Here is a 25030-nt window from a genome sequence, read left to right as displayed (position 1 = left end):
TTATGTCACTGATCAGTATCCATGGCGCTTACCTCTCATTCAGCGATGCGCCGCTGTTGGATAACACCGAACTGCACATCGAAGAGGGCGAACGCGTCTGTCTGGTGGGCCGTAACGGTGCCGGTAAATCCACATTAATGAAAATCATCAATGGCGAACAACCGCTGGATGATGGCCGCATTATTTACGAACAAGATTTAGTGGTGGCGCGCCTGCAACAGGACCCACCGCGCAACATTACCGGTTCAGTCTACGATTTTGTGGCGGAGGGCGTTGCGGAGCAGGCTGAGCATCTGAAAGCTTATCACGCGATTTCTCATCTGGTGATGGAAGATCCGAGCGAGAAAAACCTCAACGAAATGGGTCGACTGCAAACTATTCTGGATCATCAGAATTTGTGGCAGCTCGATAGCCGTATCAATGACGTATTGCAGCAGATTGGTCTGGAAGCTGACACTGAGCTTTCCTCACTCTCCGGTGGCTGGCTGCGTAAAGCCGCGCTGGGCCGTGCGCTGGTGAGCAATCCACGCGTGCTGATGCTTGATGAACCGACTAACCACCTCGATATTGAAACTATCAACTGGCTGGAAACCTTCCTCAAGACCTTTACCGGCAGCATCGTGTTTATCTCGCACGACCGTTCGTTTATCCGCAATATGGCGACGCGTATTGTCGATCTCGACCGCGGTAAACTGGTTTCCTGGCCGGGCGATTACGATCAATTCCTGCTGGGTAAAGAAGAAGCACTGCGCGTCGAAGAGATGCAGAACGCGGAGTTTGACCGCAAGCTGGCGCAGGAAGAAGTCTGGATTCGCCAGGGCATCAAAGCGCGCCGTACCCGTAATGAAGGCCGCGTGCGCGCATTAAAAGCGCTGCGTCGTGAACGTTCAGAACGCCGTGATGTGATGGGCAAAGCCAACATGCAGGTCGGCGAAGCCGCTCGCTCAGGTAAGATTGTATTTGAGATGGAAAACGTCAATTACAGCGTGGATGGCAAAACGCTGGTGCGCGATTTCTCCACTCAGGTGCAGCGCGGCGATAAGATCGCCCTGATTGGCCCGAACGGCTGTGGTAAAACCACCTTACTGCGTCTGATGCTGGATGAGTTAAAAGCGGACAGTGGTCGCGTGCACTGCGGGACTAAGCTGGAGATCGCGTACTTCGACCAGCACCGTGCTGAACTGGATCCGGATCGTACCGTGATGGATAACCTCGCGGAAGGTAAGCAGGAAGTGATGGTGAACGGTAAGCCGCGCCATGTACTGGGCTATCTGCAGGACTTCCTGTTCCATCCGAAGCGTGCGATGACGCCAGTGCGTGCGTTATCCGGTGGTGAGCGTAACCGCCTGCTGTTAGCGCGTTTGTTCCTGAAACCCAGCAACCTGTTGATTCTCGATGAACCGACCAACGACCTCGACGTCGAAACGCTGGAGCTGCTGGAAGAGCTGGTGGATGGTTATCAGGGCACCGTGATGCTGGTGAGCCACGATCGTCAATTCGTCGATAACACCGTGACCGAATGCTGGATCTTTGAAGGCAACGGTGAGATTGGTGCCTTTGTCGGCGGCTATCACGATGCGCAGTTACAGCGTAGCGCCTATAAGCAAACCAAGTCCGCTACGGTGAAAACCGCATCCGCAGCGCCCAAAGCGGCAGAGAAAAATCAGGAGCCAAAACGTAGCGCGAACAAACTCAGCTATAACCTGACGCGTGAACTGGAACAGCTGCCGCAAAAACTGGAGCAACTGGAAACACGTATCGGCGAACTGCAGGCGAAAATGAGCCATCCGGACTTTTTCAGCCAGCCGCACGACAAAACTCAACCGGTTCTGGATGCGTTAGCGCAGACGGAAAAAGAGCTGGAAGTGGCGTTTGAGCGCTGGGAAGAGTTGGAAGCGCTGAAAAACGGCGCGTAACACAGAGGAAGTCAGTATGTGTGCAACGGATCAGGCGCACCAGTGGATGCTCTGTCCACAGTGTGATTTAACCGTAAAATTGCCTGCCGTGCCGGTGGGCAGTCGCGCGCGCTGCCCACGTTGTCATACCACGCTGACCGCTAACTGGCATGAGCCGCGAAAACGTCCTACCGGGTACGCTTTCGCGGCACTGTTTATGCTGGTGCTGGCGAATCTATTTCCCTTTATCAATATGCATGTGGCCGGGCTGAGCAGCCAAATCTCGCTGCTCGAAATTCCCGCGGTGATGGATCGTGAAGATTACCGCAGCCTGGCGACACTGTTTCTGCTTTTTGTACAGGGGATTCCCGCATTCTGCATGATCACCATTCTGCTGTTGGTGAATCGCGTGCGTATGCCGCACAGCCTGCGCCTTGGGCTGGCGCGTATTTTATTCCAGCTGCGCAGTTGGGGCATGGCCGAAATCTTTATGGCTGGCGTGCTGGTGAGCTTTGTGAAGCTGATGGCCTACGGCGAAATTGGCCTTGGCAGCAGTTTCTGGCCGTGGTGTCTATTCTGTGTATTACAGCTGCGCGCCTTCCAGTGTGTGGATCGGCGCTGGGTGTGGCAGTGCATTCAGCCACTGCCGCTTTTGCCGATGGTGCCGCAAGCCGGAATCAGTGGGTTGAAGCAGGGATTGCGCAGTTGCCCTTGCTGTACCGCTATCTTATCTGTCGGGCAGGCTGAGTGTCCCCGCTGTGGCGTGGTCGCTGCACCGCGACGTAAGCACAGCTTGCAATGGACGCTGGCACTCTTGATCACCTCGGTGATGCTCTACATTCCCTCAAACATCATGCCGATTATGGTCACCGAGACGCTTGGCTCGCAGTATCCCTCGAACATTATGGCCGGGGTGATTCTGCTGTGGAGCGATGGCTCCTGGCCAGTGGCGCTGGTGATCTTTATCGCCAGTATCATGGTGCCTTCACTCAAGATGCTGGCGATTGCCTGGCTTTGCTGGCACGCCAGTGGTCGTGGCCGGCGTGATGATGAGAAGATGCACGTGGTGTATGAGGTGGTGGAATTTGTTGGCCGCTGGTCAATGATTGATGTGTTTGTCATCGCTGTGTTATCCGCGTTGGTGCGGATGGGGCAGCTAATGAGTGTTTACCCTGCGCCAGGCGCGCTGCTGTTTGCCATGGTGGTGATTCTCACTATGTTTGCAGCCATGACGTTTGATCCGCGCCTGATTTGGGATCGATTACGGGAAACTGAACGAAAGGAGCCGCGTCTTGACGGACAACCATCACGGGACTGCTAAGGTCGACCAGATTAAACGCTGGTCACCGGTCTGGATCGTACCCATCGTCACGCTATTCATTGGTGGCTGGATCTTATTTTATCATTTCAGCCATCAGGGTCCGGAGGTGACGTTGATCACCGAAAGCGCTGAGGGTATAGAAGCCGGAAAAACCACCATTAAGAGCCGCAGTGTCAATGTTGGCGTAGTGGAAAGTGCAGTATTAACTGACGATCTGCACCATGTGGAGATCAAAGCACGCCTCAATTCTGGGATGGAAAAACTGTTGCATGGCGACAGCGTATTCTGGGTGGTGAAACCGCAAATCGGGCGCGAAGGGATTACCGGTCTCGGCACATTACTCTCGGGTGCCTATATTGAATTGCAACCAGGTACGAAGGGCGATCAACCGGAGCGCTATCAGCTGCTGGATGCGCCACCTCTGGCACCGCCGGATGCCAAAGGCATTCGCATCACACTCGACAGTAAAAAAGCCGGACAGCTTAATGCGGGCGATCCGGTGCTATTCCGTGGCTATCGCGTGGGTACGGTGGAATCCAGCACCTTTGATACCGATAAACGCATGATGACCTATCAACTGTTCATCGCCGCTCCGTACGATCGTCTGATCACGACCAATGTCCGTTTCTGGAAAGACAGCGGTATCGCCGTCGATATGTCTGCCTCGGGCATGCGGGTGGAAATGGGTTCACTGACTACGCTGTTTAGCGGTGGCGTTAGTTTTGATGTGCCAGATGGCGCGGAGCTGGGGCAGATCGCCGAAAATAAAGCGGAATACCACCTGTTTGACGATCAGCGCAGCATCCAGGATTCGTTATATACCAACCACACCGATTTCCTGCTGTTCTTTACCGATTCGATTCGTGGCTTGCAGGTAGGCGCACCGGTTGAGTTCCGTGGCATTCGTCTGGGTACCGTCTCGCAAGTGCCTTACACCATTCCAGGTATCAATCAGGCGTTGAATAACGATTATCGTGTTCCGATATTGATTCGCATCGAACCGGATCGCTTTATCAGCCGTCTGGGCGGAGATTTCAACCTTGAACAGCATCTGCAGGATGGCAAGAAGCGAGGTCTGCGCGCCACGCTGAAAACCGGTAACCTCTTGTCGGGTGCGCTGTATATCGATCTGGACTTCTATGACAACGCGCCGGCGTATAAAGGTCCAAATGAGATTGCGGGCCTGGAGGTGATTCCAACGGTCAGTGGTGGATTAAGTCAGATCCAGCAGAAACTGACGGCAGCGCTGGATAAGATCAACGGTCTGCCATTAAATCCGATGATCACCGAAGCGACAGGCACCCTGAAAGAGAGCCAGCGTACGATGCAGCAATTGCAGAAAACCCTGGATAACCTCAATCACATCACTGCCAGCCCGGCGATGAAAACGCTGCCAGAAGATATGCAGCAGACGCTGCGCGAGTTGAATCGCAGCATGAAAGGCTTGCAGCCGGGTTCACCGGCTTATAACAAACTGGTGGGAGACATGCAGCGACTTGACCAGGTGCTGCGCGAATTGCAGCCGGTGCTGAAAACGCTCAATACCAAGAGCAATGCATTGGTGTTTGAAGCCAAACCGGGCCAGGATCCCCAGCCAAAGAGGGCGAAACAGTGAAAAAAGGGCTGATTATTGGTGCGTTGCTGCTCCTGGCAGGTTGTAGCAGCACCATCGAAAACACCTATTATCAACTGCCCGCGGGCAGCAATGTCGCGCGTGTAGACAGCGCATCCAGCGGCAACCAGCCAATGATTTGGGTCGAGCAGGTATCGGTTCCGGATTATATGGCAGGGAATGGTTTGGTGTATCAAACCAGCGATGTAAAGTATGTGATTGCTGCCAATAACTTGTGGGCCAGTCCGCTGGATCAACAACTACAACAGACATTGATCAGCAACCTCAGCAAAGCACTGCCGGGCCGAATTGTTGCCAGTGCTCCGTTAGGTGAGAGCCACGATACTTTGACGGTGAATGTGACCGGTTTCCAGGGGCGCTATGATGGCCAGGTTGTGGTGAGCGGAGAATGGCTCCTGCAACATCAAGGGCGCTTAATCAAACATGGCTTTAATCTGACTCTGCCGCAAAACGAAGATGGCTATGATGCGCTGGTGCGTACTCTGGCTATCGGCTGGCAGCAAACAGCACAACAAATCGCAAAAAGTGTCATTTCGCTAAATTAAGATTTGTTCGATGCTTATGCTAAGTCCCTGATTTGCCGTTGTGTGACGTGCATCAAATCAGGGGCTTTTTTTATCGTCTTATCAGCCAGATATACACGGAATTGACAATTATAGATGTCGTTTTAACGTCAAAATGATGACATTGGCGTGAATTTTGCGCATTGATCTTTCTTCTGTCTGGAGTTAGAACATTACTGTGGTTGAACATTATATCGCCACTCTTTCTTTCCACCCAGAATCCACCAGACCTGAAATGAGGGAATCGAGGCATGAAGAGACAGAAAAGAGACCGCCTGGAACGTGCACATTCACGAGGCTATCAAGCCGGTATTACGGGCCGCTCAAAAGAGATATGCCCTTATCAAATGATCGATGCGCGGTCTTACTGGTTGGGAGGTTGGCGTCAAGCCATGGAGGACAGGTCGGCGGTGGCCTAGCACTGTCGGATGTCCAAAATTGAAGGAAGATACCTCCGCTGAATGCGGAGGTTTTCGTTTGGGGAATTAGAAAGCAGAGGTGTCTTTAAACAGGCCCACTTTCAAATCTGTCGCGGTGTAAATCAGGTTACCGTCAACGAAGACTTCACCATCAGCCACGCCCATCACCAGCTTGCGGTTGATCACGCGCTTGAAGTGAATTTTATAAGTGACTTTCTTCGCGGTTGGCAGTACCTGACCGGTGAATTTCACTTCGCCCACACCCAGTGCGCGTCCTTTACCTTCAGCGCCTAACCAGCCGAGGTAGAAACCAACCAACTGCCACATGGCGTCAAGGCCGAGGCAGCCAGGCATGACCGGATCGCCTTTAAAGTGGCAATCGAAGAACCACAGGTCAGGGCGGATATCCAGTTCGGCTTCCACAAAACCTTTGTCAAATTTACCGCCGTCTTCGGTCATCATGACCACGCGGTCCATCATCAACATGTTATCAGAGGGAAGCGGCGGTCCATTTTCGCCAAACAGTTCGCCGCGACCTGAGGCAACCAGGTCTTCTTTGCTATAGGATTCGCGTTTATCTACCATGTTCTCAATATGCCTTCTTTTAGTGAAGCCCGAATATTAGCGAACAGTTGTACGCTGGGCAAATCAATCAGCTGTGGTTAAACCAGTTGAGCCAGCGCAATGGCCACGGACGATGACGAATTTCCTGCTGGTTCAGCTGTGCAATACGTTCCTGAATGGTATTGAGCAGTGACTCGCCGCTCTCACTTTGCCATGCGATGCCGGTTAATAAGGGTAACGCTTCATCCACGCTTTCAATTGCCCAGATGTGGAATTGCTCTTGCTTCACCGCATCAACCACAGCTTCGCTGAGGCTCAAATGGCGCACATTACTGGCTGGCAGAATAACGCCTTGTTTACCGGTCAGCTCGCGTGACTGGCAAATGCTGAAGAAGCCTTCGATTTTTTCATTCAGGCCGCCAACAGGCTGCACATTACCAAATTGGTCCACGGAACCGGTCACCGCAATATGCTGGCTTAGTGGCTGATTGGCCAGTGCGCTAATCAGCGCGCAGAGTTCGGCCAGTGAGGCGCTATCACCATCCACTTCGGAATAGGATTGTTCAAACACTAACGAGGCTGAGAAGGGCAGCTGTTGCTCGAGTTCAAGTTCAGCGATCAGATAAGCTTGCATAATCATCATGCCTTTCGCATGAATATTACCGCCCAGCTCGGCTTTACGCTCAACGTCAGTGAATTCGCCATCTCCCGGATGAACAACACAGGTGATACGTGACGGCTCGCCCCACGGACGCGGATGACCAGGAAACTCCACTACAGACAGACCGTTAATCTGTCCCACCACTTCACCTTCAGTTTCAATCATAATCTGATTGAGCAGAATTTCGTCACGCATGCGGTCAGCCAGGTAGCTTTCACGCCATTCGCGCGCTTCCAGTGCTTCTTTCAATGCTTCAGCATTGATGACGTCACCGTGCAGCGCGGTTTCCTGCAGCTGACGGCGTAACCAGCGCGGACAGAGCGGCAGGGTTTCTTGATCGCCCGTGAAGCGAACCGCCTCATTGATCAAGAGCGGCCAGAAATCGGCTGCAGGCTGGTCCAGACCGGCTTGTTCAGCTTGTGTGAGCGTCCACTGGCACCAGAAGGTCATGTCCTCTTCATCAGTGATCTGCAGGTTCTCTTCGAACTCGCTGTAGAGTGCCATTTCATGCGCTTCTGCATCCAATTCCTGGAAGCTGGCTAGCGCATCACGATCGCCACAAAGTACCAGGCGCAGTTGCAGCGGCAGGGAAGGGATGGCCACTGGCAACGGTTGGCGTTCGTCCTGCGAATACCAGTCAAAGCGGCCTTGCTCGATGCACTTACGCAGACGCAGCCATAGCAGTGGCTGAGCCAGTAGCGTATTCACGGACAGGATTAAAGTGCCGCCATTGGCTTGATGAATCAACCCCGGCTCGGGCTGAATACGATCTTTGTACTGACGCACACAACCAAACAGCTGTTCTGCTTCAATCCAGTCGGCAAAGTGAACACCGCCCTGACTGGTGAATGGCCGGTTAGCATCGCTGGGCGGCATCAGGCTGACCGTGTCACCCATGACATGATAGTCACCGCCATACAGCGCGATCTCTTCGGGCTGGAAGCGCTGTGCGGCTTCGGCGATGCACGCGAGGTAATCGCTGTTTTCCTGACTGCGTAATAGCAACAGAGGAAAACCTAAGGTTTGATGATGCAAATGCGCCAGCGCATTCAGCAGACGCGGCTGAACCGCGGCAAGACTATCGCTATCTTCCAGTGAGACGTTTGAGAAAATGGATTGGTAGCGGATGCTATCCGGCTGCAGGGCTTGCCACGTAATTTGAGTGCTGGTCAAAATATTCGCATTAGTCAGATTTAGGAAAAGCGCGATTATACAGGAATCAACCTTGTTAAGCACTGCGGAGTTCCAGCCCGAAATGTGATGACCGCTACATGTTTTTCCTTGCTGCATCCGGGAAAAAAGCTGTTATTCTTAGTTTGTTACGTGATCACGATGAGATTCCGATGAAATACCAGCAACTCGAAAATCTTGAAAGTGGATGGAAGTGGAAATACCTGGTGAAAAAGCATCGGGAGGGTGAATTGATCACCCGTCATCTTGAGCTCAGCGCCGCGCAGGCTGCGGTGGATGCCTTACTGGCGATGGAAAATAGTCCAGTAGAGGTAGCGGAATGGATAGCTCAGCACATTCACCCCGATCTCGAGAACCGTCTGAAGCAGACTATTCGTGCGCGCCGTAAGCGGCATTTTAATGCGGAACATCAGCATACGCGTAAGAAGTCGATCGATCTGGAATATCTGGTGTGGCAGCGTTTGGCAGGATTGGCACAGCGTCGCAGCAACACGCTATCAGAAACCATTGTGCAGTTGATTGAAGATGCCGAGCGCAAAGAGAAGTATGCCAGCCAGATGTCAACGCTTAAGCAGGATCTGCAGGCGATTTTGGGTAAAGGCGGATCAGAGAACGAATAGCGCTAATGTGTGCACTATGATGGTGTTGTTAGCCAGTTGAAAAGAGATAAAAAAACCCCGCAAGAGCGGGGTTTTTTATTGCGTGATAACTTAAGCCTGTGGCTGAGTTACAACGTCTTTGATACCTTTCACGTCGATTTCAACGCGACGGTCTGGCGCCAGGCAGTCGATCAGGGCATTACGGCCTTTCACGCTGTCACAGGTGTTGCCAGTCACTGGGTTAGATTTGCCCATACCGCGTGCAGAGATCTTGTTAGAAGGGATACCTTTAGAGACCAGGTAATCAACTACAGACTGAGCGCGTTTTTCAGACAGTTTCTGGTTGTACTGCTCTGAACCGATACGGTCAGTGAAGCCCAGTACTACAACAGAACCGTCTTTAGGATCCATTGAGCTCAGCTGGCTGTACAGCTGATCCAGAGCCTGCTGGCCTTCTGGTTTCAGAGTGGCTTTGTTGAAGTTGAACAGTACGTCAGACTTCAGAGTGAAACGCTTGGTTTCAACAACTGGCGCTGGAGCAGGTGCTGGAGCAACAACTGGTGCTGCTGCTTCATCCTGACCGAAACGGTAAGAAACGCCGACGCTCAGCATGCTGTTGTCTGGACGCGCACCAACGGTACCTGCGTCACCGATGTTGTTAACCCACTGGTAGTCCAGGCGAGTTGCCCAGTTTTTGGTCAGTGCGTATTCAACACCAACAGCAGCCAGCGGAGAAACGCCGGTGTCGTGGTTGCTGATGCGACCAACAGTTGGGTTGGTCTGAGTAGAGTCTGCACGCCACACCATGCCGCCCAGACGGGTGTACACGTCGAAGTCGTCAGTGATTGGGTAGCTCAGTTTAGCAGCCAGCTGAACGCCTTGTGCTTTGAATGCGCCGTTGGTCACGCTGCCTTTGTTAGGCATGCGGCCCAGCCAGTCATAGCCCAGCTCGAAGCCCAGGTATGGGTTAGCCTGGTAGCCCATGAATGCACCAGCACCCAGCTGAGATTCGTGAGTTGGACCGTTGTTGTTCTCGTAGTCGTTACCGTAGTAACCAGTATCGTGATACTGAGACCAGCCCAGTTTAGCACCGGTGTACCAGGTGTTATCTTTAGGAGCGGCCTGCGCTACGGTAGCGAAGCCAGCCAGTGCCACTGCAATTGCGATAGCTGTCTTTTTCATTTTTGCGCCTCGTTATCATCCAAATAGGCAATGAGCAAAAAGGTTGCTCTTTGTGTTAATCCTTCGCCGGGTCTAAACGCTCGCTTTTGACTCTACCGAAAAAACGGAGGTTATTGAGCACCCTGGCGAGATAAAGTCTACAACGAGATTGGAAAGTTACAAGTATGATGTGAGGCCAGCCAGCAAAAAAACAGGGATTTATACACACATTTTAACAAATCACATGGCAAAATCTTCGCCAGCGAATTGAGAAAATGCGGCTAAACCATTGTCAAAGCTGGCGGGAAAAGAATCAGTGGCTTAGCAGCATCCTTAAGAAAAAAAAGCGTGAGAAAATTCCTGGTTTTACTTAATGAAACAAATCCGACGGAATTTTTGGCGTATTTGGTTGTCTGGACAAGACGCGATCGTGACCTTGCGGACGCATAATTAAACCTAGTGCTTCACCTTCTGCCGCTGCCATTTCGAGTTCAAACCGCTCTTCATCATTCAATTCGTACGGAATCCAGGCCAAAACCACACTATAATTTCCCGTGCGCAGAGCCTTCACCATACTTTCCACTGTCGTGAGTCGTTCAGATTCGGTGATATGCATACTTTTCTCAAGCGGTAATCCTGACTGCTGCATCCAGTTGCGATTCAGCTTATGCGCTGGTGTTAACCACAGCTGCCAGCGAGACTGTTCGCTGAGTTGCTTTAACACCGGCAACAGCAGTAACTGCATCATGCCAGGTTGTTCGCTGTAACGTAGTTCAGTAATTCCACCCAGAGAAGGCTGCGTCAGGCTTGAAGAAGCAAAACGTTGAGAACGATCAGCAAGGCCAGAGAATTGAGTACGCATGTTTTAATCACTCAGTAATGAACTGTATGGATGTACAGTAATGTCTTCCTGGATAAAGATCAACCTCAATTTCTGAAAACACCTCGCAAATTGTGCACATCGCACACAGCAAATGCTTTTATTCATTGAACAGCTAATGGGTTTTTTCTATCTTCTAACCAGATGAAAAACCAGGATTTTAAGGAATTTTCTCGAATGAGAATTCACGGAAAGGAGCTGTAATGAAAACCAACAATCCACTCGTTAAACAATCCAAAACACAGCTGGCGCCGCTGGGAAAGATCGAATCCCGAACGCAATTTGGTGGCTATGCTCTGACAGTAGAAAAGGTCATTTTTGCGTATATCAATGAAGACGCGCTTTACCTGCGTGCCAGTGAGGCATTGCAGACTTACCACACCCAACGTGCTCTTGAACCGCTGGTCTATCGCAAACGCGGCATACCAGTGCAACTGAATTACTTCAAAGTGGATGCGAAGCTTTGGCAGGATCCTGAGCAACTCTTGCGGTTGTCGGCCAGTGCGCTGCACGCAGCACAGCATGAGTTAGCAAACCGGACAGTGACCTTACGGCTGAAGGATCTGCCTAACCTTAGCCTGCGCATGGAGATGATGCTGCATAAAGTTGGCATCAGTTCGGTGAAAGTGCTGCATGAAATGGGATCGCGCCAGAGCTGGCTCAAACTGCGTGCCGTTAACAAACATATCGGGCTGAAAACGTTAATGGCATTGGAAGGGGCGATTTCCGGACATCACCAGGCCGCATTGCCTGCAGCGATCAGAGAAGAACTGCATGCGTGGTATGTCAAAACGCTCCACCAAAAAAACACGGTGGAGCCGAGTTAACTTAATGACTGGATAATGTGCGGCGCAGGCGGGCAATTTCTGGCAGCAGGGCGATCAGTAAACCCAACTGCTGCATCACCAGCGGCGCCTGCACGTCCGAACTGTTTTTGATATCACTTAACTGCTGCATCACCTGCTGCTGCATGGCTACTGCCTGCTTGTCGTTAACGCGTTCAATCTGCAGCACATCTTCAACAAAACACACTGCATCGTCTAAAACTTTGAGCAATGCGGGATCAGAAAGCCGTTCGCGATGTGCGCCCAGCGCTGAGATGTAGCTCAGGAAAGAGTGATTCAGGCACAGTAACCGGAACGCGTTTTCACGCAGCGGTTGCTGAAGCTTAAGTTCGCTACTCATGTTCGAGACCACCGATGCTAATTCCGCATCGGCATTGTGAGCATCACGACGCGCCACACGATAAGCCAGACGGTTATCTTTGCCCTGATGATATTGCTCAAGGATGGCATCAAGATAACGACAATTGGCATTCAGCGTACGATCCGCCACGGCGCTAATTTTGCGAAAACGCCAATCGGGCCAGACAAATGCCACGGCGAGCCAGGCCAGACCGCAACCCAACAGGGTGTCAACAATACGCGGCAACGCCACCTCAAATCCTTCGCCCAGCAGGTTAAAGCAGAGCAGCACCAGCAAGGTGATGAACAGTGTGGCTTGCGCATACTGAATCTGACGAAAGGCAAAAAACAGTACGCCACTTAGCACGATGAGAATCAGCTGCCCTTCGATGGAGGGCACCAACCACAGCACCGGCAAGCCGATGGCGATACCGGCCAGCGTGCCGCCAATACGTAAGGCGAGTCGGCGGCGCGTGGCGTTGTAATTAGGCTGGCAGACAAACAGGCTGGTGAGCAAAATCCAGTAGCCGCGATGAAGACCGGTAATCTGAATGAAAGCGTATCCGACACAAAGTACCAGAGACATACGCACAGCATGACGGAACAGCGCCGATCCGGGGCTCAGATGACGGCTCAGCCGTAGCCGAATGTCCGCCCATCCACTCAGCCCTTCACGAGAAAGATGGTTATCGGCTGAGGAAGGCGGTTCGGCCAGCGCTTGTTCAGACTCAATCGAGGCCAGTTGCGCATCAATCGCACGCAAATTGCGTAGCAGCCAAAACAGCGCGCGATTGTGAGGATCCTGCGGGTCATTCTGCTGCAATCTCTCCAAAGCCGTTTCCAGCCGGGAAAAAGTGCGTTCAAAGCTGCTGTCATGATGCCACGGCTGTCTTAACAAGATGCTCTCAGCCAGCTTGCGACAGGCTTGAGCTTGCATATTCAACAGACGCTGGAAGCGAAACAACACTTCGTTATAGCGCCAGTCATCGCGCAGCAGGTGATATTGCAGATGGGATGAACTGGCGCGTTCGTGAATATCCTGCGCGACGAAATAGTAGTGCAAACTGCGACGTGTGCTGCGCGATCCACGGTCGCCGCGCAAGCGACTCTGAATGGTGGTTTTCGTCTGATTAAGTTGCGCCACCAACTGGCTGTTCACCATCGCCGTGGCAATGGTACTGGCATCATCCTGTTCACCTGCATCTGGATCGAACAGATTTGCCTTGGCTTCCAGATAACTCGCCAACTGAGAAAAGCTGGCCGCCAGTTGCTCCTGTACCGGCCGTACCGGGAAAATCAAATGGCCGATAAATGTCAGCAGGTTGTACCACAGCGCACCAATCAATAGCAGGGCGGGCTGCATCCACCATTGAGGGAATAAGCCAATTCCCAACATGGTATAAACCGCAATGAGCAGCGCACCAAAAGCGATAGTGGCATAGCGCTGCCCCAAAGCGCCAAGCAAAATGAAGCCCCAACTCGAGAGCGCCAAACCGATGGCAAAGGCCCACGGATAGGGAAACAGCAACTCAACCGATACCGAAGCGATGCAGAAGCAGACCAGCGTAATCATCAGATTGCGCAGGCGACCAGTCCATCGGTCATCAAGATCGGCCAGCGCGGCCGCCACCACGCCGAGCGTCAAAGGAATGGTCCACTCTATTTGCTGCAGCCACCACGGAACGGCGGCACACCCTGCCAGCGCGAAGAAAATGCGCAATAAATAACGCAGGCTGCTATTGAACAGATAACGTCGCCATCCCGGCATCGCGTTCAGAAGCATCAATTGTCCGCCTTAGTATCGACGACGCGCATTCGCTTCACGCGCGGCCTGAGCCTCTTCCACCGAGACCACACGGCGGCCTACGGGCCAGAGTGCGATAGCGGCAATTTTAAAGTTAGCGATACCGACGGGGATACCGATGATGGTCAGGCATTGGATGATGCCGGCAGAAATATGCATCAGACACAGCCACCAGCCGAAAAACACCAGCCAGAAAATGTTGAGGAAGGTTCCGCCAGCATTCAGCACATGGCTTTTACTGTCAGGTCGCAGCACATCGACATGCACCGCTTCATTACCAAAGGGCAGAAGTGAAAGTTTAGTGATTTCCCAGCAGGATCGCGTTAAAGGCAGGGTAAAGATAAGCACAATGCTGACAAGCGTGGCAAACAGCCAGCTTAGCGTGGTGAACACGCCACCCAAAACGAAGTTAAGAATATTCAATACGGTGCGCATAACACGATTTTCCTTTTGCAATCCGCAATATGTGTCGCCCAGTTTAGCCTGTTTTAAGGCTGGAGCGCCAAGAGTCTGACAGGTAAACTGCGCGATAATCGAATTCCACAAGACGGTGCGGACATGGAACTGAAAGCAACATCAATGGGCAAACGTCTGGCTCAGCATCCCTATAATCGGGTGCGTCTGCTGGCCGCTGGCGTGGAAGTCAGTGGCGATCGTCACGAATATCTTATCCCGTTCAATCAGTTAATCAGCATTGCCTGTAAACGCGGCATGGTTTGGGGAGAGCTGGAATTTCACTTGCCAGAAGATAAGGTTGTACGCCTGCACGGCACGGAATGGCAGGAGACACAGCGTTTTTTCCATTACTTGCAGCATGCCTGGCAGCAGTGGAGTCAGGAAATGAGCGAAGTCAGTGCACAAGTCCTGATGGCTTTGGAACAGGAGATTATCGCTTTCACGCAACAGGATCGCTGGTTAAAGCGCAGCGAACTGGCTACGGTAAAAGAGAGCATTCAACGCCAATTTTCCGCCTTACCGCTGCCACTTTCGCGCCTGAATGAGTTTGATAATTGCCGTGCGCGCTGGCAGTTTTGCCAGCAGTGGTTAGAACAAGGTGAAACCGCCATTCGCCAGCGCAACCGTGAATGGACGACGAAGGTCATCAAGGACTACCACGAATTTTTCTCCACTGTCGAAACTACACCGCTTAATGCTTCCCAGTGCGAAGCGGTCGTCAACGGTGAAGACGCATTACTGGTGCTGGCCGGTGCGGGAAGTGGTAAAACCTCGGTGCTGGTGGCACGCGCCGGCTGGTTGCTGAAACGCAAGCTGGCACAGCCGGAGCAAATCCTGCTGCTGGCATTTGGTCGCCAGGCGGCCGAAGAGATGAACGATCGTATTCAACAACGCTTAGGTGAGAGTGCGATTCAGGCGCGAACGTTTCACGCGCTGGCATTGCACATCATCCGCGAAGGCAGCAATAAGCAGCCGGTGATCAGCAAGCTTGAAAGTGACAGCAAGGCGCGGCGGCAACTGCTGATCGACACCTGGCGCGAACAGTGCAACAGTAAAAAAGCGCAGGCGAGCGGTTGGCGTCACTGGTTGCAGGAGGAACTGGAGTGGGAGGTCGCTGAAGGCCCATTCTGGCAGGATGACAAGTTGGCGCAACGGCTGGCCTCACGCATGGAGCGCTGGCTGGGACTGATGCGTATGCACGGCGGCGCGCAGGCGGCGATGATTGCCGATGTACCAGAAGATTTCCGCGATAACTTCAGCAAACGCGTCAAACTGCTGGCGCCGCTATTAAAAGCCTGGAAGAGTGCGTTGAAAGAAGAGGGGGCAGTCGATTTCTCCGGACTGATCCATCAGGCGATTGCCATTCTCGAAAAAGGACGCTTTATCAGTCCGTGGAAGCATATTCTCGTGGATGAGTTTCAGGATATCTCGCCACAGCGTGCCGCTTTATTGACTGCGTTACGTCAGCAGAATAAGCGCACCAGTTTGTTCGCGGTGGGCGATGACTGGCAGGCAATCTATCGCTTTAGTGGTGCCGAAATGAGTCTGACCACGGCTTTCCATCACTATTTTGGTGATGGCGATCGCTGCGTGCTGGACACCACTTATCGTTTCAACGACCGAATCGGTGAAATTGCCAACCGCTTTGTGCAGCAGAATCCACATCAGCTGCGCAAGCCGCTCAACAGTCTGAGCAAGGGGAATAAGAAGTCAGTCACGCTGCTGCCGCAGGAGCAACTGGAACCGTTGCTGGATAAATTAAGTGGCTATGCGAAACCGGAAGAGCGTGTGCTGTTGCTGGCGCGCTATCACCATCTGCGTCCTGCCATCCTCGATAAAGCCAAAACGCGCTGGCCGAAATTGCAGATCGAATTTATGACTATTCATGCCAGCAAAGGGCAGCAGGCAGATTTTGTCATTATGCTGGGCCTGCATGAGGGGCGTGATGGCTTCCCCGCTGAGGCGCGTGAATCGATTATGGAAGAGGGATTATTACCACAGCCGGAAGATTTCCCGGATGCTGAAGAGCGACGGTTGGCCTATGTGGCGATTACCCGCGCACGTCAGCAGGTGTGGATGTTGTTTGATAAAGATCGGCCTTCCGTATTTGTCGAACACTTCCGTGAATTGGGCGTGCCGCAGAGCCGGAAGGCCTGATTATTACGCTTTCAAACGATCGGCAAGATAGCGCTGATAATCGGGGATCTGAATCTCAAACTGCTGGGCAAACATCGGTGCCTGTATAATGAAATCTGCGGTGGCGCGATTGGTCGCCACCGGGATATTCCACACGGTGGCCAGACGTAACAGGGCTTTGACATCGGGATCGTGCGGCACCGCATTTAACGGATCCCAAAAGAAGAACAGCACATCGATTTTCCCTTCGGAAATCAAAGCACCCACTTGCTGATCGCCGCCCATCGGGCCGCTTAGCATGGCGTTGACGTCTAAACCGGTGTGGCGATTAATCAGATTACCAGTGGTGCCGGTGGCATAGAGCACATGCGGTTGCAGCGCGCTCTGGTTGGCTTTAACCCACCCCAGTAGCGTCGCTTTGCAGTGATCGTGGGCAACGAGGGCTATGTGTTTCTGAACGTTAAGGGTACGAACGGTCTGCTCCATAGGGCTTCCTGTTTCTTCTCATGCATTAATTTTAAGGCATGAGTGTACCCCTGACATTTCAACACTATCAACTTGCGCGTAAGGTTTTCATCCAACTGATAAATTTCAGGCGTGTAGCAGCATCAAAGCGCTGAAACCACTGTTGCAGATAAGGTAACTCTCCCGCATCCTGCCAGGCAAAATCGAGACTCATCTGGGCATCCGGCGCACTCACCGATTGCAGCGCAAAGCGAGGAACCGATGCCGCCTGGGCAGTACGGTTATAATTCAGCATGGCCTTTTCCAGATCGCTATCGCTACCCTGTGGTAAGCGATCGCGCACGCTGGTGATTTCATTCCCTCGTTCATCAACGAGCTGGAAATTTAGCGCCTCATCGAACGTGCTGCGTTCTCGGCGGTTGGCCAGAACGGGTAAACGAATCGCGACTGAGGTGGCGCTGGCATTGAACGTGACGATCATTGGCACCGACTGAAAATGCGTGGCATCCGCACAAGGTTTTTCAACGCGAAACAGGAATTGATGCTGCCCACGCTCCAACTCCAGGCTGTCCGCGCCTTTCAGCAACGAGCCTGAGATTTTGCGACCATCGAGCACCAGCAAGTCGATTTCAGGATCGAGTTTGAGGGTGATGGCATGGCAGGATGCCGATACGAGTAACACGAGTAAACTCGTAACAGCCAAAGACAGCTTCATTTCAACTCCCGGAGGATGGGGATTAAGGGTGATGTGTAGCAAATTATTACATTATGGCATTAAATTTACATTTTCACATATTTATTCGTGCTGAGGCGCAAAGTTTTTATCTGAGGGGCTTGCACTGTGTCACGCAATGGCAACTACACTCAGGCGAACGAACAAGGAGAAAAAAATGAATGATCAAACGATTCGTGATGTATTGAGCCGCACCAAACGCATTGCATTGGTAGGGGCGAGCGATCGCGCCGATCGCCCAAGCTATGGTGTGATGAAGTTTTTGCTTGATCAGGGTTATGAGGTTATTCCGGTGAGCCCAAAACTGGCGGGGCAGCAGTTGCTGGGGCAGACCGCTTACGCCACGCTGGCAGAAATTCCGGGTAAAGTGGATATGGTAGATGTGTTTCGCAATGCTGAGGCCGCGTGGGGTGTGGCGCAGGAAGCGATTGCCATTGGTGCCGATACACTGTGGCTGCAATTGGGCGTGATCAATGAGCAGGCGGCAGTGCTAGCGCGCGATGCGGGCATGACGGTGGTGATGGATCGTTGTCCTAAGATTGAAATTCCGCGTCTGGGTATTCCGCCCATCGCGTCGTAAAGCTGAAACGGCGACCGAGGTCGCCGTTGTCATTAATGGCGCAGGCTAGGTGCCTGCAACTGCTGCCGGATGGAAGCAGCAAGTTCATCCATCGAAGGTTGCTCAGGATGCTCATACGACGTTTCACCGGCGAGCTGAATTTCAGCAACATAGGTGTGAACCTGTTCGCCTTCTTCATCTTCCATCACTACGTGATACCAGGGTGCGGCGCGCAGCGTTTCACTGGCCGCCACATCATCCTGCTCGGGTTCATCGAGAGAAAACTCCGGATCGACATCCACAATAACGCCGAGCACCCCGGAGAGACGGTGACGGACCTGCTGTCCAATGCCAAATTTACTGGTAATCATGGTGCCTCCCAAAACTGTGCCCTGTCTCTAATATGGAGGCAGGGTACAGATTTTCAAGTCACAGCACGCGGCAGGCAAAACCTTTCAGATAAAGACCTTCAGGATAGCTGGCGATCACGGGGTGATCGGCTGCCTGACGGAACTGCTCTACAAATTGTACATCACGACCCGCATCCACTGCGGCATCGGCGATAATTTTCTGGAAAAGATCGGTGGCCATCAGTCCTGAGCAAGAGAACGTCAGCAGAATACCGTTAGGGTTGAGCAACTGCATCGCCAGCATATTAATATCTTTATATCCGCGGCAGGCGCCCATCAGCTGATTCTTGTTCTCAACAAATTTCGGCGGATCCATCACGATCACGTCAAACTTTTCGCCGCTGTCACGATAACGACGTAGCAGTTTGAACACATCATCACGCACGAACTGTGCACGAGACAGATCAAGGCCATTGAGCTCAACGTTCTGTTTCGCCACATCCAGCGCATCCTGTGACGTATCCACGCTGATCACTTCGCGGCAGCCACCCATCAGGGCCGACACGGCAAATCCGCCGGTGTAAGAGAAGCAGTTCAGCACGCGAGCGTTTTCAGCATAGCGGCGCGTGGCAAAACGGCTGTCACGCTGATCAAGGTAGTAACCGGTTTTATGGCCGCCCTGAATATCGACCAGCAATTTCATACCGTGTTCGGTAATCGGTAGTAACGGCGGCGGCAGTTCACCAGTGACTGGGCCTTGTGTCAGTTCCAGTCCTTCTTTTTTGCGGATGGCAACATCAGAACGATCGTAAATCGCGCAAGTTGGGAAGCACTGCTGTAAGGCAGAGAGAATCGCCGGGCGTTGATATTCAGCACCGGCTGACAGGAGCTGCAGCACCATAAAGTTGCCGAAACGGTCGATGGTCACACCAGGCATACCATCCGACTCACCGGCAATCAGACGATAGCTATCAAGGCCATCGCGCTGCGCAAGCCATTCACGCCACTGCTGTGCTTTTTCAAAAGCGCGGACAAAGAAGGCGATGTCGATTGACTCATCCTGCTGCCAGCTCCAAACGCGCGCGCGAATTTGTGACTGCGGAGAATAAGCGGCACGGGCCAGCCATTTACCATTGCTGTCGCAGACATCAATAGTTTCACCAGACTGGGCTTTACCTTCCATACGGGCAACGGCACCTGAGAACACCCACGGATGGCGGCGGAGCAGGGATTTTTCACGTCCCTTAGCGAGAATCAATCGAACGGTCATGTTTGCTATGCTTACCTGAAAAAATGAGGCGCCATTTTCCGGTGGATGGCGGCAAATTGCAACGCACAATGGGGAGATAGCCATGGCGAACACGTGCTACAAAATCTGGGTGCACGGTATAGTGCAAGGGGTAGGCTTTCGTTATTACACCCAGTCACAGGCCAATAAACTGGGCGTTACAGGTTATGCGCAAAACCTGCGCGATGGCAGTGTTGAAGTGCTGGCCGCTGGCGATGAACAAAAAGTGGAGGCGTTAATCGCCTGGCTAAAAGCAGGCGGGCCAACCAGTGCACGGGTCGATAAGGTGCTGGTGGAACCTCATCAACCCACGCCGATACCTACGCGATTTACCACTGGCTGATTAAAGACACTTGGCAGGTTTTGGCAGACCGGCAATTTTAGTGGCTTGTTTCGCCGGACCTTCCGGGAACAGTCGGAACAGGTAACGGCTATTGCCTTTTTCCTCGCCATACTTCTGCGCCATGGCTTTCACCAGCATGCGTACCGCAGGGGAAGTATTGAACTCCTGATAGAAGGCGCGCACAAAGTGCACCACTTCCCAGTGAGCCTCACTCATCACAATGGCTTCATTCTCGGCAATCACCGCAGCGAGTGCTTCGCTCCAGTCCGCACTATTTTTTAAGTAGCCTTCCGCATCGGTGGCAATCTCTTTACCGGCAAAAATCACAGTCATTCCTCACAGCATCAATCGGCATATTGTAAGTTGGCCGACTATTAAAAAGCAAAAACCCCGCCGAAGCGGGGTTTTAGACGTTTACGTCTGCAGCTTAATCTTTGCTGGCGAAACCTAACAGGCTCAGCAGGCTGACAAAGATGTTATACAGCGACACATACAGGCTCACGGTGGCGCGGATGTAGTTGGTTTCGCCGCCATGAATGATGTTGCTGGTTTCCCACAGAATCGCACCCGCAGAGAACAGGATAAACAGCGCACTGATCGCCAGATGCAGCGCTGGCAGTTGCAGGAAGATATTCGCTACCACTGCAACCAGTAACACCACGAAGCCAGCCATCATCATGCCGCCGAGGAACGACATGTCACGACGCGTGGTCAGGACGTATGCCGAACAGCAGAAGAACACCAGCGCCGTACCGCCCAGCGCCATGGCAATCACATCGCCCATGCCCGCAGCGAGGAAAGAGCTGAGAATCGGACCGAGGCAATAACCGAGAAAACCGGTAAAGGCGAAGGCTGCCAGAATACCTGCCGGACTATTTGCCAGACGGTAGGTCAGGAACATCAGACCGTAAAAACCGACCAGCATCAAAATTAATCCGGGAGAGGGCAGAGAAAAAACGGTGCTGAGCGTGGCAGTGACCGCGGAGAACGCCAGCGTCAGGCCAAGTAAGAAGTAGGTATTGCGCAGCACTTTGTGGGTGCTGATCAGCGATTGCTGCTGTGACGAGCTAATTATTCTATCCATCATGCGCTCCATTATAGAGAGAGAACACCAAATATGGCCTGAGGATACGCAACGGCTACCAGACAGCAAAGTCGTTTTACCCATCTTTACGCGATAAATTGCTGTTTCACTGAGCAGAATGGTGATTTTGACAGCGAAAAAATGGATTTTGGCTGTTTTTCAGGCGAACGATTCAATCCGCGCTTTACATCGTTCGGGGGGATGTTTATAGTGCGCCTCATTGCGGAGGGGTGGCCGAGTGGCTTAAGGCAACGGTCTTGAAAACCGTCGATGGGAAACCATCCGAGAGTTCGAATCTCTCCTCCTCCGCCATCACTCTTGCAGAGTGAAGTGACAAAAAGATTTCCGGAGGGATGGCCGAGTGGCTTAAGGCAACGGTCTTGAAAACCGTCGATGGGAAACCATCCCAGAGTTCGAATCTCTGTTCCTCCGCCATATTAAAGAAGCCCGCAGAAATGCGGGCTTTTTGCTTTTCTGCGTTCCGGAAATCCGAAAAACATCCCGTTGCTTTTCAATCTTCTGCCGTAACCCGACGGCACGCGCGTTTACTGCTATATTCCATTCACGGTTTTTGTAAACATCTGGCGATTTTCCGAGGCAAGCTGGGTTACACTGTGCGGTAATTCGCTCAATGGCGAGCTAATCGTTTGAATGCCAGAGTGTTTCACTGATGAATTATGGAATAGGCACAATGATCAAGAAACTGAGTCTTTGCGCGTTGTCAGTTATCGCTGCGCTCCCGATCGGTATGTCTGCTTACGCGGCAGATGGAGATATGCAGTTACAGCAAGTGCTGATGCTGAGCCGTCACAATCTGCGTGCACCGTTAGCCAACAACGGCAGCGTGCTGGAACAATCCACCAAGAAGAATTGGCCGCAGTGGGATGTGCCCGGCGGCGAGTTAACCACTAAAGGCGGCGTGCTGGAAGTCTACATGGGTAACTATACCCGTCAGTGGCTGGCACAACAGGGTCTGGTGGAAAGCGGCACCTGCCCGGACAGCAGCAACATCTTTGTCTATGCCAACAGCCTGCAACGTACGGTCGCCACCGCGCAATACTTCATTACTGGCGCTTTCCCTGGCTGTGATATTTCTGTGACCCATCAGGATGCGATGGGCACCATGGATCCTATCTTTAATCCGGTGATCACGGACGGCAGCGACGAATTCAATAAGAAAGCGCTGGCGGCGATGACGGCTGCGAATGAGAAGCTGGCGCTGAAACCGGCTTTCCAGCAGTTAGAAAAGATTGTTGATTATAAAACTGCACCGGCCTGTAACGGCAAAAAACAGTGTGATCTGAGCGGCGGTGACAACACCTTCAGCGCAGAAAATGGCAAAGAGCCTAACGTGAATGGGCCGTTGAAAATCGGCAATTCGCTGGTCGATGCCTTCACGCTGCAATATTACGAAGGTTTCCCGGCCGATCAGGTGGCCTGGGGCCAGATTAAAACCCCTGAGCAGTGGAAATCCCTCGCGGCAATCAAAAATGGTTATCAGGATGCGCTGTTCACTTCTCCTGATGTCGCGCGTGAAGTGGCCGCACCGCTGGTGGATTACATCCGCAGCCAGCTAGTGGACCAGGACAAAGCGAACGCACCGAAAGTCACGGTGATGGTGGGGCATGATTCGAATATTGCCTCACTGCTGAGCGCATTGCAGGTTAAGCCATACGAGCTGCCGGGTAACGATGAGAAAACGCCCATCGGTGGCCAGGTGGTGTTTGAGCGCTGGCACGATGCTAAAAACAACAAAGATCTGCTGAAAGTGGAATACGTTTATCAGACAGCGGAACAGCTGCGCAATGCTGATGTGCTGAGCCTGAAAAACCCGCCGAAGCGTGTCACGCTGCAACTGGCAGGCTGTGATGCCGATGCCAACGGCTACTGCAGCTGGGATCAGTTTGCTACCGCGTTGAATACTGCACTGCAGGGTACCCCGCTGCAGCCGGCTGCTCCGGCTCCAGCAGCAGAGCCAGCGGCACAACCTGCGCCTGCTGCCGCCAATGACGACGCTAAAGCGAAAGCGGATCAAGCGGCTGCAGATAAAGCCGCAGCGGACAAAGCAGCTGCGCAGAAAGCGGCTGATGCTAAAGCCGCTGAAGAGAAAGTGAAGGCAGACAAAGCGGCTGCCCAAAAAGCAGCAGAGGATAAAGCGAAAGCTGAGAAAACCACTGCACAGAAAGCGGCGGAGGACAAAGCGAAAGCCGATGCCGCCGCAGCGCAGAAAGCGCAGTCAGATGCGACGCCAGCCAAGCCGGAAGGTGAGGCGGCAAAAGCCGCTCCAGCCAGCAATTAACGTCGCTGTAATGAAAAAACCCCGTCGCGACGGGGTTTTTTATTTCTGTTAACCGGCGACGACCACCAGTTTTTGATTCGCAAACTCCTTCAGGCCAAGATCGGACAACTCGCGTCCATAGCCTGAGCGTTTCACGCCACCAAACGGCAACTCCGCGGCGGTATCGCTCTGGGAGTTGATAAACACCATACCGGTCTCGATCTGCGATGCCATGTTGCGCCCACGCAAAATATCGCGCGTCCACACTGAACCGCCCAGACCGTAGTGCGAATCATTGGCCAGTGCAATGGCGGTGCGATCGTCAGCCACCACATAAACCTGTGCCACCGGTCCAAAGAACTCCTGGTAATAGGCGGGATTTTGCGGTGTGAGGCCAGTCAGTATCGTCGGCTGATAATAACAACCCACGCCTTCAATCACTTTTCCGCCCAGTTCAACATGCGCACCCTGCTTAACCGCATCCTCAACCTGTTTCACTAAACGGTCGCGAGCCTCTTTCGATGAAAGCGGACCCAGCGTGGTGCTTTCATCCAGTGGATCCCCCGGTTTGGCCGATTGCAGGGCCGCGTTAAACTTTGCCATAAACTCAGTGGCGATTTTTTCGTGCAGGATAAAGCGTTTTGCTGCTGTACATACCTGACCACAGTTGCTCAATCGTGCCTGCGCACCCTGGCGCACAGCTTCGTCGATATCGGCATCGTCCAGCACCACGAATACATCATTGCCGCCTAGCTCCAGCGTGGATTTTTTCAGATGTTTACCTGCTTGTTCCGCCACGGCGCTACCGGCACGTTCAGAGCCCGTCAGCGCGACACCTTGCACGCGCGGATCGGCAATCAGATCGGCGACCTGTTGATTCGAGACAAACAGATTGGTCCACGCACCCTTTGGCGCACCCGCTTCTTCAACCAGTTTTTCGAAGACATCCGCACAGTGCGGCACAATGTTGGCATGTTTCGCCAGCACCGGATTTCCCAGTGCCAGATTCGGCGCCAGCACGCGCATCAGCTGGTAATATGGGAAGTTCCAGGGCTCGACGGCGACCACTACGCCAATCGGGTGATACTCAAGCCAGGCATCGCCCACCGTGCTGGGATAAGGTTGTGCCTGCAATAAGTGAGCCGCATGTTCGGCATAGTACCGAGCGATCTGTGCGCAGATTTTTACTTCCCCCCGGCTCTGCCCGATTAACTTGCCCATCTCACGACTGGCAATCTCAGCTAATTCGTCAACGCGCTGATCAATCAAATCGGCCAGTCGGTGCAGCACCTGCAGGCGTGGCTGCATATCGCCTTTACACCACGTAGAGTGGTAGAGTTCGTCAGCCGCGCTGAGTGCCTGCTGCATGAAGGTGTCATCGTGATTAGGCCAGGATTTCAGCAACTGATTATTGGCCGGGTTGATGCTTTGATAGGCTGACATAAAGGGCTCCTTGGCAGTAA

24 protein-coding genes and 2 tRNA genes are annotated in these 25030 nt (G+C 52.8%); 13 read left to right on the top strand and 13 right to left on the bottom strand.

The features are described 5' to 3' along the window. The first annotated feature begins 2 nt into the window (after positions 1 to 2). The 5 genes from F3J37_RS04010 to rmf all read left to right on the top strand — a co-directional run bounded on the left by F3J37_RS04010 (position 3) and on the right by rmf (position 5831). Positions 3 to 1916, top strand: a complete 1914-nt coding sequence (locus F3J37_RS04010; RefSeq protein WP_034820460.1) for an ABC transporter ATP-binding protein — start codon at positions 3 to 5, stop codon at positions 1914 to 1916. Between the two features lie 16 nt (positions 1917 to 1932). Next, entirely contained in the window at positions 1933 to 3216 is a 1284-nt protein-coding gene (gene pqiA, locus F3J37_RS04005; protein ID WP_166931968.1) for a membrane integrity-associated transporter subunit PqiA, read from the top strand. Next, positions 3188 to 4831, top strand: a complete 1644-nt coding sequence (gene pqiB / locus F3J37_RS04000) for an intermembrane transport protein PqiB (RefSeq protein ID WP_034820453.1) — start codon at positions 3188 to 3190, stop codon at positions 4829 to 4831. Before pqiA ends, pqiB begins: the two co-directional genes overlap by 29 nt. After that, complete coding sequence (gene pqiC / locus F3J37_RS03995) at positions 4828 to 5394, top strand: membrane integrity-associated transporter subunit PqiC (RefSeq protein ID WP_166931966.1); 567 nt, start codon at positions 4828 to 4830, stop codon at positions 5392 to 5394. The genes pqiB and pqiC overlap by 4 nt, the downstream gene beginning before the upstream one ends. Positions 5395 to 5663: 269 nt before the next feature. Next, positions 5664 to 5831, top strand: coding sequence for a ribosome modulation factor (rmf, locus tag F3J37_RS03990; RefSeq protein ID WP_007887362.1), 168 nt, complete (start codon positions 5664 to 5666; stop codon positions 5829 to 5831). A gap of 66 nt (positions 5832 to 5897) precedes the next feature. On the opposite strand, the gene fabA is transcribed toward rmf, so the two are convergent. Both fabA and F3J37_RS03980 read right to left on the bottom strand, forming a co-directional pair. After that, positions 5898 to 6416, bottom strand: coding sequence for a bifunctional 3-hydroxydecanoyl-ACP dehydratase/trans-2-decenoyl-ACP isomerase (gene fabA, locus F3J37_RS03985; RefSeq protein WP_034820448.1), 519 nt, complete (start codon positions 6414 to 6416; stop codon positions 5898 to 5900). A gap of 67 nt (positions 6417 to 6483) precedes the next feature. Next, on the bottom strand, positions 6484 to 8346 hold the full coding sequence (locus tag F3J37_RS03980) for an AAA family ATPase (protein ID WP_166931964.1): 1863 nt from the start codon (positions 8344 to 8346) through the stop codon (positions 6484 to 6486). A gap of 53 nt (positions 8347 to 8399) precedes the next feature. Between F3J37_RS03980 and matP the strand changes: the two genes are divergently transcribed. Beyond that, on the top strand, positions 8400 to 8867 hold the full coding sequence (gene matP / locus F3J37_RS03975; protein ID WP_141399037.1) for a macrodomain Ter protein MatP: 468 nt from the start codon (positions 8400 to 8402) through the stop codon (positions 8865 to 8867). Between the two features lie 90 nt (positions 8868 to 8957). Here matP and ompA read toward each other — a convergent pair whose 3' ends face one another. Both ompA and sulA read right to left on the bottom strand, forming a co-directional pair. Further along, positions 8958 to 10028, bottom strand: coding sequence for a porin OmpA (gene ompA, locus F3J37_RS03970; protein ID WP_166931962.1), 1071 nt, complete (start codon positions 10026 to 10028; stop codon positions 8958 to 8960). Positions 10029 to 10377: 349 nt separating this feature from the next. Continuing rightward, entirely contained in the window at positions 10378 to 10869 is a 492-nt protein-coding gene (gene sulA, locus F3J37_RS03965) for an SOS-induced cell division inhibitor SulA (RefSeq protein ID WP_034820439.1), read from the bottom strand. A gap of 221 nt (positions 10870 to 11090) precedes the next feature. Between sulA and F3J37_RS03960 the strand changes: the two genes are divergently transcribed. After that, positions 11091 to 11714 (top strand): TfoX/Sxy family DNA transformation protein, encoded by a 624-nt coding sequence (locus F3J37_RS03960; protein ID WP_166931960.1) that lies wholly within the window; start codon positions 11091 to 11093, stop codon positions 11712 to 11714. A gap of 1 nt (position 11715) precedes the next feature. Here F3J37_RS03960 and yccS read toward each other — a convergent pair whose 3' ends face one another. Both yccS and F3J37_RS03950 read right to left on the bottom strand, forming a co-directional pair. Further along, on the bottom strand, positions 11716 to 13854 hold the full coding sequence (gene yccS, locus F3J37_RS03955; protein WP_166932037.1) for a YccS family putative transporter: 2139 nt from the start codon (positions 13852 to 13854) through the stop codon (positions 11716 to 11718). Between the two features lie 12 nt (positions 13855 to 13866). Then, positions 13867 to 14310, bottom strand: a complete 444-nt coding sequence (locus tag F3J37_RS03950) for a YccF domain-containing protein (RefSeq protein ID WP_034820431.1) — start codon at positions 14308 to 14310, stop codon at positions 13867 to 13869. Between the two features lie 123 nt (positions 14311 to 14433). On the opposite strand from F3J37_RS03950, the gene helD reads away from it, so the two are divergent. Further along, positions 14434 to 16488: a DNA helicase IV gene (gene helD / locus F3J37_RS03945; RefSeq protein ID WP_166931958.1), complete on the top strand. Its 2055-nt coding sequence runs from the start codon at positions 14434 to 14436 to the stop codon at positions 16486 to 16488. A 3-nt stretch (positions 16489 to 16491) separates the two neighbouring features. Here the strand turns inward: helD and F3J37_RS03940 are convergent, their stop codons facing one another. Continuing rightward, positions 16492 to 16953, bottom strand: coding sequence for a methylglyoxal synthase (locus F3J37_RS03940; protein WP_166931956.1), 462 nt, complete (start codon positions 16951 to 16953; stop codon positions 16492 to 16494). 67 nt (positions 16954 to 17020) lie between these two features. After that, positions 17021 to 17647: a YccT family protein gene (locus tag F3J37_RS03935; RefSeq protein ID WP_166931954.1), complete on the bottom strand. Its 627-nt coding sequence runs from the start codon at positions 17645 to 17647 to the stop codon at positions 17021 to 17023. A 175-nt stretch (positions 17648 to 17822) separates the two neighbouring features. On the opposite strand from F3J37_RS03935, the gene F3J37_RS03930 reads away from it, so the two are divergent. Beyond that, the gene (locus tag F3J37_RS03930) at positions 17823 to 18245 is read left to right on the top strand and encodes a CoA-binding protein (RefSeq protein ID WP_034820410.1); all 423 of its coding nucleotides are present in this window, start codon (positions 17823 to 17825) and stop codon (positions 18243 to 18245) included. Between the two features lie 32 nt (positions 18246 to 18277). Here the strand turns inward: F3J37_RS03930 and hspQ are convergent, their stop codons facing one another. Next, a complete protein-coding gene (gene hspQ, locus F3J37_RS03925) occupies positions 18278 to 18595 on the bottom strand; it encodes a heat shock protein HspQ (protein WP_034820407.1) in 318 nt (105 codons plus the stop codon). 58 nt (positions 18596 to 18653) lie between these two features. Further along, entirely contained in the window at positions 18654 to 19844 is a 1191-nt protein-coding gene (rlmI, locus tag F3J37_RS03920) for a 23S rRNA (cytosine(1962)-C(5))-methyltransferase RlmI (RefSeq protein ID WP_166931952.1), read from the bottom strand. Between the two features lie 82 nt (positions 19845 to 19926). Here rlmI and yccX point away from each other — a divergent pair, with 82 nt between their 5' ends. Then, positions 19927 to 20205: an acylphosphatase gene (gene yccX, locus F3J37_RS03915; protein WP_166931950.1), complete on the top strand. Its 279-nt coding sequence runs from the start codon at positions 19927 to 19929 to the stop codon at positions 20203 to 20205. On the opposite strand, the gene tusE is transcribed toward yccX, so the two are convergent. Both tusE and yccA read right to left on the bottom strand, forming a co-directional pair. Beyond that, positions 20206 to 20532, bottom strand: coding sequence for a sulfurtransferase TusE (gene tusE / locus F3J37_RS03910; RefSeq protein ID WP_038647738.1), 327 nt, complete (start codon positions 20530 to 20532; stop codon positions 20206 to 20208). Positions 20533 to 20632: 100 nt separating this feature from the next. Then, positions 20633 to 21289, bottom strand: coding sequence for an FtsH protease modulator YccA (yccA, locus tag F3J37_RS03905; protein WP_166931949.1), 657 nt, complete (start codon positions 21287 to 21289; stop codon positions 20633 to 20635). A 224-nt stretch (positions 21290 to 21513) separates the two neighbouring features. Between yccA and F3J37_RS03900 the strand changes: the two genes are divergently transcribed. The 3 genes from F3J37_RS03900 (at position 21514) to agp (ending at position 23588) form a co-directional block, all read left to right on the top strand. Then, positions 21514 to 21601: transfer RNA gene (locus F3J37_RS03900), tRNA-Ser, on the top strand. Between the two features lie 35 nt (positions 21602 to 21636). After that, positions 21637 to 21724: transfer RNA gene (locus tag F3J37_RS03895), tRNA-Ser, on the top strand. Positions 21725 to 21980: 256 nt separating this feature from the next. Then, the gene (gene agp, locus F3J37_RS03890; RefSeq protein WP_166931947.1) at positions 21981 to 23588 is read left to right on the top strand and encodes a bifunctional glucose-1-phosphatase/inositol phosphatase; all 1608 of its coding nucleotides are present in this window, start codon (positions 21981 to 21983) and stop codon (positions 23586 to 23588) included. Positions 23589 to 23636: 48 nt separating this feature from the next. On the opposite strand, the gene F3J37_RS03885 is transcribed toward agp, so the two are convergent. Then, entirely contained in the window at positions 23637 to 25010 is a 1374-nt protein-coding gene (locus F3J37_RS03885) for an NAD-dependent succinate-semialdehyde dehydrogenase (protein WP_166931945.1), read from the bottom strand. Positions 25011 to 25030: the final 20 nt, after the last annotated feature.

The sequence above is a fragment of the Candidatus Pantoea communis genome, from assembly GCF_011752685.1.
GTDB classification, from domain to species: Bacteria; Pseudomonadota; Gammaproteobacteria; order Enterobacterales; family Enterobacteriaceae; genus Pantoea; species Pantoea communis.
The sequence above is the reverse complement of the archived record's forward strand: the minus strand, read 5'-3'. Positions and strand labels throughout refer to the sequence as shown.